Origin of the sequence: Streptomyces sp. NPDC060002, from assembly GCF_042737245.1 — a bacterium.
Taxonomy (GTDB): domain Bacteria; phylum Actinomycetota; class Actinomycetes; order Streptomycetales; family Streptomycetaceae; genus Streptomyces.
In genome coordinates this window covers 120521-127008 of the sequence record NZ_JBHWUW010000022.1, presented here as the reverse complement: position 1 = coordinate 127008, position 6488 = coordinate 120521, and the positions used below count along the sequence as shown (strand labels likewise).

Below are 6488 nucleotides of genomic sequence, written 5' to 3'. Positions count from 1 at the left end.
GGCCCACGCCTCGTGGCGTGGGCCCTCCGTCCTGCGCGCGGCCGGCTCACCGCGTGCTGACCACCACCGTCTTGGCCGCCTTGTCGTGCAGACCCTGCTTGTAGGGCTTGTCGAAGAAACTCCAGCCGCCGCAGATCGCCGTCCACACACAGGCGCAGCAGAACGCGAACGGCACCCACAGCACCAGGGCGCGGATCAGCGAGGTCTGCGTGGAGGGCGTGGAGCCGTTGTCGAGGTTGGCCACGCGCAGGCCGAGCCACTTCTTGCCCAGCGTCTGGCCGGACTTGGCGGTCAGGATCGTGTCGTACGCGACGTACAGGATCGCGGCGAGGAGCTCCCGCCCGAAGGTCTTGCCGAACTCGATCTCGTCCGCGTCCACCGTGTACTGCGCGACCCCGAAGGCCCAGGCCAGCAGGGTCACCACGATGAAGACGAGGATCATGTCGATGATCCGGGCCAGTGTGCGCTTGCCGCTGTCGGCGAGCGGGGGCATCCCGGAGAGCGGGTCGGCGGGATAGCCGCCGTAGGGGTCGCCGCCCTGCGGACCACCGCCGTGGGGCGGGGGCTGGCCCGCCCCACCGCCGTAGGGATCGTGCGGTGCGTCGTACGGCGAGCCCTGTCCCGCACCGGACGGGGGCCGGCCCTGACCGTACGGGGGCTGCGGCGGCTCCTGCTGCGGGGGCCGCTTTCTGAACGGGTCGTCCTCCGGCGGCTCGCCGCCGCCGGAGCCGGGGGGCGGTTCGGTGGTCATGCCCCCGAGTCGACCGCGAACCCGCGGGCTCCGCATCCGGCGAGCGGCCGTCCGGGGGACGGGGGACGGGGGCGGTGGTACGGAGGTGCGGGAGTACGCGGGTACGGGAGCACGCGGGTACGGGAGCACGCGGGTACGGGGTACGGGAGTGTGGGTCAGCCGGCGACGAACGTGTGCGCCGCCTTGTCGTGCCAGCACTGCCGCCACGGCTTGTCGAACAGGCCCCATACGACGCCCACCACACCGACGACGAGCAGACCGGGCACGCTGTAGACGAGCCAGCGGCGCAGGGCCGCCCCGAAGGACGGGGGCCCGCCGCCCTCGATGTCCCGCACCTCGACACCGAACAGCTTCTTGCCCAGCGTGCGGCCCCACTTCGCGGTCGGCACGGCTTCGTAGACGATCCCGAAGACCAGCAGCACGGCGAGGACGATCCCGAGGTACACCGACGTCGTGCCGTCGAGCAGCCAGACGGTGACGGTCTCTCCGGTGAGTTTGGCGGCGTCGACCTTCGCGTTCACATGGTCGAGGGCCCTCACTCCCAGCGGCACGGCGGCGGCGGCGGTGACGGCCGCGAGGACGAGCGTGTCGACGAAGCGGGCGGCCAGCCGCTTGCCGAGGCCCGCGGGACGGGCCGAGGCCGCCCGCCGGGCGGCCGCCTGGAAGATGTCGTCCACCGGCGGCTTCCAGGGCGCGACGGGTCCGTCCTCCGCGCCCGCGAGCCGGTGCACCTGCTGCGCCCACGAGGGCTGCCCACCGCCGGGCCCCGCGGCCATCGGGACCGCTGCCTGGGCGGCGGCCTGCGGGGGCTGCGGCTGGGGGCCGGCGGCCTGCTGGGGCACGCTCGGAGCGGCCTGCTGGGGGCCGGAGAGGGCGGACGCCGGCGCCTGGGCGACGGGCTGAGCACCGGGTTGAGCACCGGGCGGCGCTGCCGGGAACCCCCCAGGGCCCTGCGGGGCGGGGGCCGGAGCGGGGGCCGGAACAGGCGCGGGGGCCGGAACAGGCGCGGGGGTGGGAGCGGGGGCCGGCGACGGTGCGGCAGCCGCGACGTGTGCCGGGCCCTGCGGGGCCGGGACGCCCGGGGGCTGAGCCGCCGCCGCACGCTCGGCGGCCGCCTTGCCGGCCCCGAAACCGGGCTGGGCGGGGGCGGCACCGGGACCGGCCGGCGCGCCGACCGGTCCCTGAGCGCCGAAGGCGGCCGCGCCGGGGCCGGTTCCCGCCGTGGGGGCGGGTCCCTGCGCTGCGGCGGGGAACGCGGCCGCGTTGCCCGCCGGGCCGGGCGTGCCCGCCGGCTGCGCGCCGGACGCGCCGTCCTGGCGGCCGCTGCGCGGGGCCGGCGCACGGAAGGTCACCGTGCCCTCGTCGCGGACGAGCCCCGGCTGGCCGGAGGGGCCGGACGCGGGGGTGGCACCGCCGCCCGGCGTCGGCCGGCGGAAGACGAACGTGCCCCCGGAGACCACGTCCCCGGCACCGGCGCCTGCGCCGTCCTCCGGTTCCGCGGGCGGGATCGTCGACGTGCCGTCCGTGCTCGTCGACAGGCCCTCGGGCTGGGCCGGGGCGGGCGAGGGCACCCTCGGGTCGGCGCCCTGCGGGGCGCCCCAGGAGACCCGGCGGTCCTGGTCGCCGCCGAAGCCGGACTGGTGGGCGCGGTCGGCGCCCCACGCGGCGGCGGGCTCGGGACGGCCGCCGTACGGGTCCGCCGGTGCCGGGTCCTCGTCGAAGAAGTGCGGGCCGGTCTCCTCCACGGAGGCCGGGGGCGAGCCGGGCGCAGACGTGAGCGGTCGGCCGTCGGAGGGCGCCGGCCGGCTGGTGCCCGGTACCCAGGAGGCACCGTTCCAGTACCGGACGTATCCAGGGATGGACGGGTCCGGGTAGTACCCCTCGCGGGGCCTGTCGTCGCCGGGTGCCGGGGTTGGGGCGCTCATGTCCGTCGTCCCGTATCTGCTCGGGGGTGGGTTGGGGGGCTCCACATCTATCAGACCGACGCAAGCCCCATGGCCAGTCCTGTCGGACCCGCCCCTTTCCGGGCAACCCCGTGCACGCTCTTCACACGTTCGGAACCGCCCGTCGAAGCCCGGGGCATGAACGCGCCGAAAAAGGTCCGCCGAACCCGCGTAATGGTTCCGGGTCCGGCCCCTCTCCACTCGTACGGGCCCACCGCGGGCCCGCGCGAGGTCCGTCTCGAGAGGAGATCCGACATGCATCACACCGTGGTGGAACGCGAGCTGGAGCTCAAGCTGATCCTGTCGCCGGAGCGCAGCATCCCGGTCCCGGCCCGGCTGGGCTACCGCAGCGACGACCCGTTCGCCGTCCACGTCGCCTTCCACATCAACTCCGAGCACCCGGTCGACTGGACGTTCGCCCGCGAGCTGCTGGTGGAGGGCGTGTTCCGGCCGTGCGGGCACGGGGACGTGCGGGTGTGGCCGACGAAGGTGGAGGGGCGCAGCGTCGTGCTGATGGCGCTGAGCTCGCCCGACGGGGACGCCCTTCTCGAGGCGCCCGCGGCCCAGGTCTCGGCCTGGCTGGAGCGGACGCTGCGGGTGGTGCCCCCGGGGACCGAGGCCGATCAGCTCGGCATCGACGACGGTCTGGCCGAGCTGCTCGCCCCGACGCCCGCGGACGACCTGTGGCTGTGCGACCCGTGGCCGTCGGACGAGGCCAAGGACGGGGAGTGAGTCACCGCCCTCGCTCCCGTTCTCCCGCTCCCGCTCCCGCTCCCGCTCCCGCTCCCGCTCCCGATCACGGTCATCGTCCCGGCCGCGGCGGCGGCGTCAGAACAGTTTGCCCGGGTTGAGGATGCCCAGCGGGTCGAAGGCCGCCTTGACCGCCCGCTGCATCTCCACTCCCACGGGGCCGATCTCGCGCGCCAGCCACTCCTTCTTCAGCACACCCACGCCGTGCTCGCCGGTGATGGTGCCGCCGAGCTCCAGGCCGAGGGCCATGATCTCGTCGAAGGAGTCGCGGGCGCGCCGGCACTCGTCGGGGTCCGCCGCGTCGAAGCAGACCGTGGGGTGGGTGTTGCCGTCGCCCGCGTGGGCGACGACCCCGATGGTCAGCCGGTGCTTCTGCGCGATGCGCTCGACGCCCTCGATCATCTCGCCGAGCCTGGACCGGGGCACGCACACGTCGTCGATCATCGTCGCGCCCTTGACGGCCTCCAGGGCGACGAGCGACGACCGCCGTGCCTGGAGCAGGAGTTCGGACTCCGCGAAGTCGTCGGCGGGGACCACCTGGGTGGCGCCGGCCGCCTCGCACAGCGCGCCGACGGCGGCGAGGTCGGCGGCCGGATCGGGAGTGTCGAAGGCCGCCAGCAGCAGGGCTTCGGTGGTCTCGGGGAGTCCCATGCGGGTCAGGTCGTTGACGGCTCTGACCGTCGTACGGTCCATGAGTTCGAGGAGGGACGGGACGTGTCCGCCGGCCATGATCCGGCACACCGCGTCGCAGGCGGCGGCCCCGGACGCGAACTCGGCCGCCAGCACCAGCTGCTGCGGCGGCTGCGGCCGGAGGGCGAGGACCGCCCCGACGACGATCCCCAGCGAGCCCTCCGAGCCCACGAACAGCCGGGTGAGGTCGTATCCGGCGACGCCCTTCGCGGTGCGCCGCCCGGTGGCCATCAGGCGGCCGTCGGCGAGCACGACGTCCAGGCCGAGGACGTACTCGGCCGTCACCCCGTACTTGACGCAGCACAGGCCGCCCGAGGCGGTGCCGATGTTGCCGCCGATCGTGCACGTCTCCCAGCTGGAGGGGTCGGGCGGGTAGCAGAGGCCGTGTTCGTTCACCGCGCGGGAGAGGGTCGCGTTGACGACGCCCGGTTCGACGACGGCGATCCGGTCGACCGGGTTGATCTCGATGATCCGGTCCATCCTCGTCAGGGAGAGGACGACGCAGCCCTCGGAGGCGTTGGCGCCCCCGGACAGTCCGGTGCGGGCGCCCTGCGGGACGACCGGGACGCGCAGCTCGGTCGCCGTCCGCATGACGTGCTGGACCTCTTCGACGGTGCGCGGCAGCACCACCGCGGCGGGGGTGCCGGCCGGACAGAAACTGGCCATGTCGTTGGCGTAGGAACCCGTGATGTCCGGGTCGGTGAGGACGGCCTCGGCGGGCAGGCCGACGAGCAGACGGTCGACGAGGTGACGGCTCATGATCACAGGTTCGCACCCGGGGCCATCGGTGTGAACCCCGTCCGCCCGGACCTTCGGCTGACGTCATACGGTCGTCGTACTGACGCACAGTGAGCGCCATGGAGAACAGCGCCATGGAGAACGCAGAGCGCGCCGCCGAAGAGCGCACCGCCCCCGAGGAGGCCGCCGCGGGCGACGCGGCTCCCGCGGCCGCCGGCAGGGTTTCCCGGCCGCGTCGGCGGCTGCTCGTCGGCTCGCTCGTGGGGTGTCTCGTGCTGGGCGGCGGGGTGCTGCTGGGCCTGCCCGGGGAGGAGCCCGCGGTGCGGCGGGCGCCCACGGCGGCTCCGGGGGCGCAGGCGGGCACCGCGGTCCGTGCGGGGGTGCCGGCCGCGCTGCCGGATCTGGCGGTGCTGATCGGCGAGCGCGAGAGCCGGGTGCGGGCGCATCCACGGGACGCGCGGTCCTGGGCGGTGCTGGGCACGGCCTACGTCGAGCAGGGCCGGCGCACCGCCGACGCCGCCGTCCTGTACCCGAAGGCCGAGCAGGCGCTGCGGACCTCGCTGAAGGTGCGCCCGAAGGCCAACGCCGAGGCCCTCGACGGTCTGGCCGCGCTGGCGAACGCCCGCCGTGACTTCCGGGGGGCGCTGTCCTGGGGCGAGGCCGCGCGCAAGCTGGCGCCGAGGCGTTGGACGACGTATCCGCAGCTCATCGACGCGTACACCGGGCTCGGTGACTACAAGAAGGCCCACAAGGCCCTCGACTCGCTGACCGCGCTGCACTCCGGTCCTGCCGTGCGGGCCCGGGCGGCGGGCGTCTACTGGGACCGGGGCTGGCGCGAGGACGCGCAGGCGGCGCTGGCCGACGCGGCGGCCGGCGCCTCCTCCCCCGCCGAGCAGGCGGCCTGGCTGGAGCGGGCGGGGCAGCTGGCCTGGGAGCGCGGTGAGCGGGCGGACGCCCTGCGGCACTTCCAGGAGGCGGTCAGGACCGACCCCGACCAGCGGGCCGCGCAGGCCGGGCAGGGGCGGGCGCTGGCGGCTCTGGGGCGGACCTCGGAGGCGCTGAACGCGTACCAGGTGGCGCTCGCCAAGCAGCCGTCGCCGAGTTACGCGCTGGAACTGGGCGAGCTGTACGAGTCGCTGGGGCTCACGCAGGCGGCGCGGGTGCAGTACGACCTGCTGCGGGCGCGGGTCCGGCAGGACGCGGCGGGCGGGGTGGACGGGGAGCTGGTGCTCGGCCGGTTCGAGGCGGACCACGGGGATCCGGCCTCTGCGGTACGGCGGCTGCGGGCCGAGTGGCGGCAGCAGCCGGGTATCGCGGTCGCGGACGCGCTGGGCTGGGCGCTGCACCGGGCCGGGGACGACAAGGAGGCGCTGAAGTTCGCCGTGATCGCCACCGACCGGGTGCACGGGGGCGCCGTGCGCAGCGCGCCGTACATGTACCACCGGGGCATGATCGAGCGGGAGCTGGAGATGGCGGGGCCGGCCCGGCGTCACCTCCGGGAGGCCTTGCAGATCAACCCGTACTTCTCGCCGCTGCTCGGCCCGGTGGCCCGGGCGGCGGTGGCCCGGCTGGGCGGCGAGCCGGCCCCGGCCGAGCTGCCCGAGTAAGGCCGCCCT

At 75.3% G+C, this 6488-nt stretch carries 5 protein-coding genes; 2 read left to right on the top strand and 3 right to left on the bottom strand.

Annotated elements, in window-relative coordinates; all coding sequences use genetic code 11:
- Window positions 1-46: 46 nt before the first annotated feature.
- Both ACFWBD_RS20950 and ACFWBD_RS20945 read right to left on the bottom strand, forming a co-directional pair.
- Window positions 47-751 (bottom strand): RDD family protein, encoded by a 705-nt coding sequence (locus ACFWBD_RS20950; protein WP_385668601.1) that lies wholly within the window; start codon window positions 749-751, stop codon window positions 47-49.
- Window positions 752-906: 155 nt separating this feature from the next.
- Window positions 907-2676: an RDD family protein gene (locus ACFWBD_RS20945; protein WP_385668598.1), complete on the bottom strand. Its 1770-nt coding sequence runs from the start codon at window positions 2674-2676 to the stop codon at window positions 907-909.
- A gap of 273 nt (window positions 2677-2949) precedes the next feature.
- On the opposite strand from ACFWBD_RS20945, the gene ACFWBD_RS20940 reads away from it, so the two are divergent.
- Window positions 2950-3426 (top strand): SsgA family sporulation/cell division regulator, encoded by a 477-nt coding sequence (locus tag ACFWBD_RS20940; RefSeq protein WP_385668595.1) that lies wholly within the window; start codon window positions 2950-2952, stop codon window positions 3424-3426.
- Window positions 3427-3522: 96 nt separating this feature from the next.
- On the opposite strand, the gene ACFWBD_RS20935 is transcribed toward ACFWBD_RS20940, so the two are convergent.
- Complete coding sequence (locus tag ACFWBD_RS20935) at window positions 3523-4893, bottom strand: FAD-binding oxidoreductase (protein ID WP_385668593.1); 1371 nt, start codon at window positions 4891-4893, stop codon at window positions 3523-3525.
- A 98-nt stretch (window positions 4894-4991) separates the two neighbouring features.
- Here ACFWBD_RS20935 and ACFWBD_RS20930 point away from each other — a divergent pair, with 98 nt between their 5' ends.
- On the top strand, window positions 4992-6479 hold the full coding sequence (locus tag ACFWBD_RS20930; RefSeq protein ID WP_385668590.1) for a tetratricopeptide repeat protein: 1488 nt from the start codon (window positions 4992-4994) through the stop codon (window positions 6477-6479).
- Window positions 6480-6488: the final 9 nt, after the last annotated feature.

Coding starts and splice junctions, on each gene's coding strand:
- ACFWBD_RS20950 (WP_385668601.1), bottom strand. CDS start 751: ATGACCACCGAACCGCCCCCCGGCTCCGGCGGCGGCGAGCCGCCGGAG.
- ACFWBD_RS20945 (WP_385668598.1), bottom strand. CDS start 2,676: ATGAGCGCCCCAACCCCGGCACCCGGCGACGACAGGCCCCGCGAGGGG.
- ACFWBD_RS20940 (WP_385668595.1), top strand. CDS start 2,950: ATGCATCACACCGTGGTGGAACGCGAGCTGGAGCTCAAGCTGATCCTG.
- ACFWBD_RS20935 (WP_385668593.1), bottom strand. CDS start 4,893: ATGAGCCGTCACCTCGTCGACCGTCTGCTCGTCGGCCTGCCCGCCGAG.
- ACFWBD_RS20930 (WP_385668590.1), top strand. CDS start 4,992: ATGGAGAACAGCGCCATGGAGAACGCAGAGCGCGCCGCCGAAGAGCGC.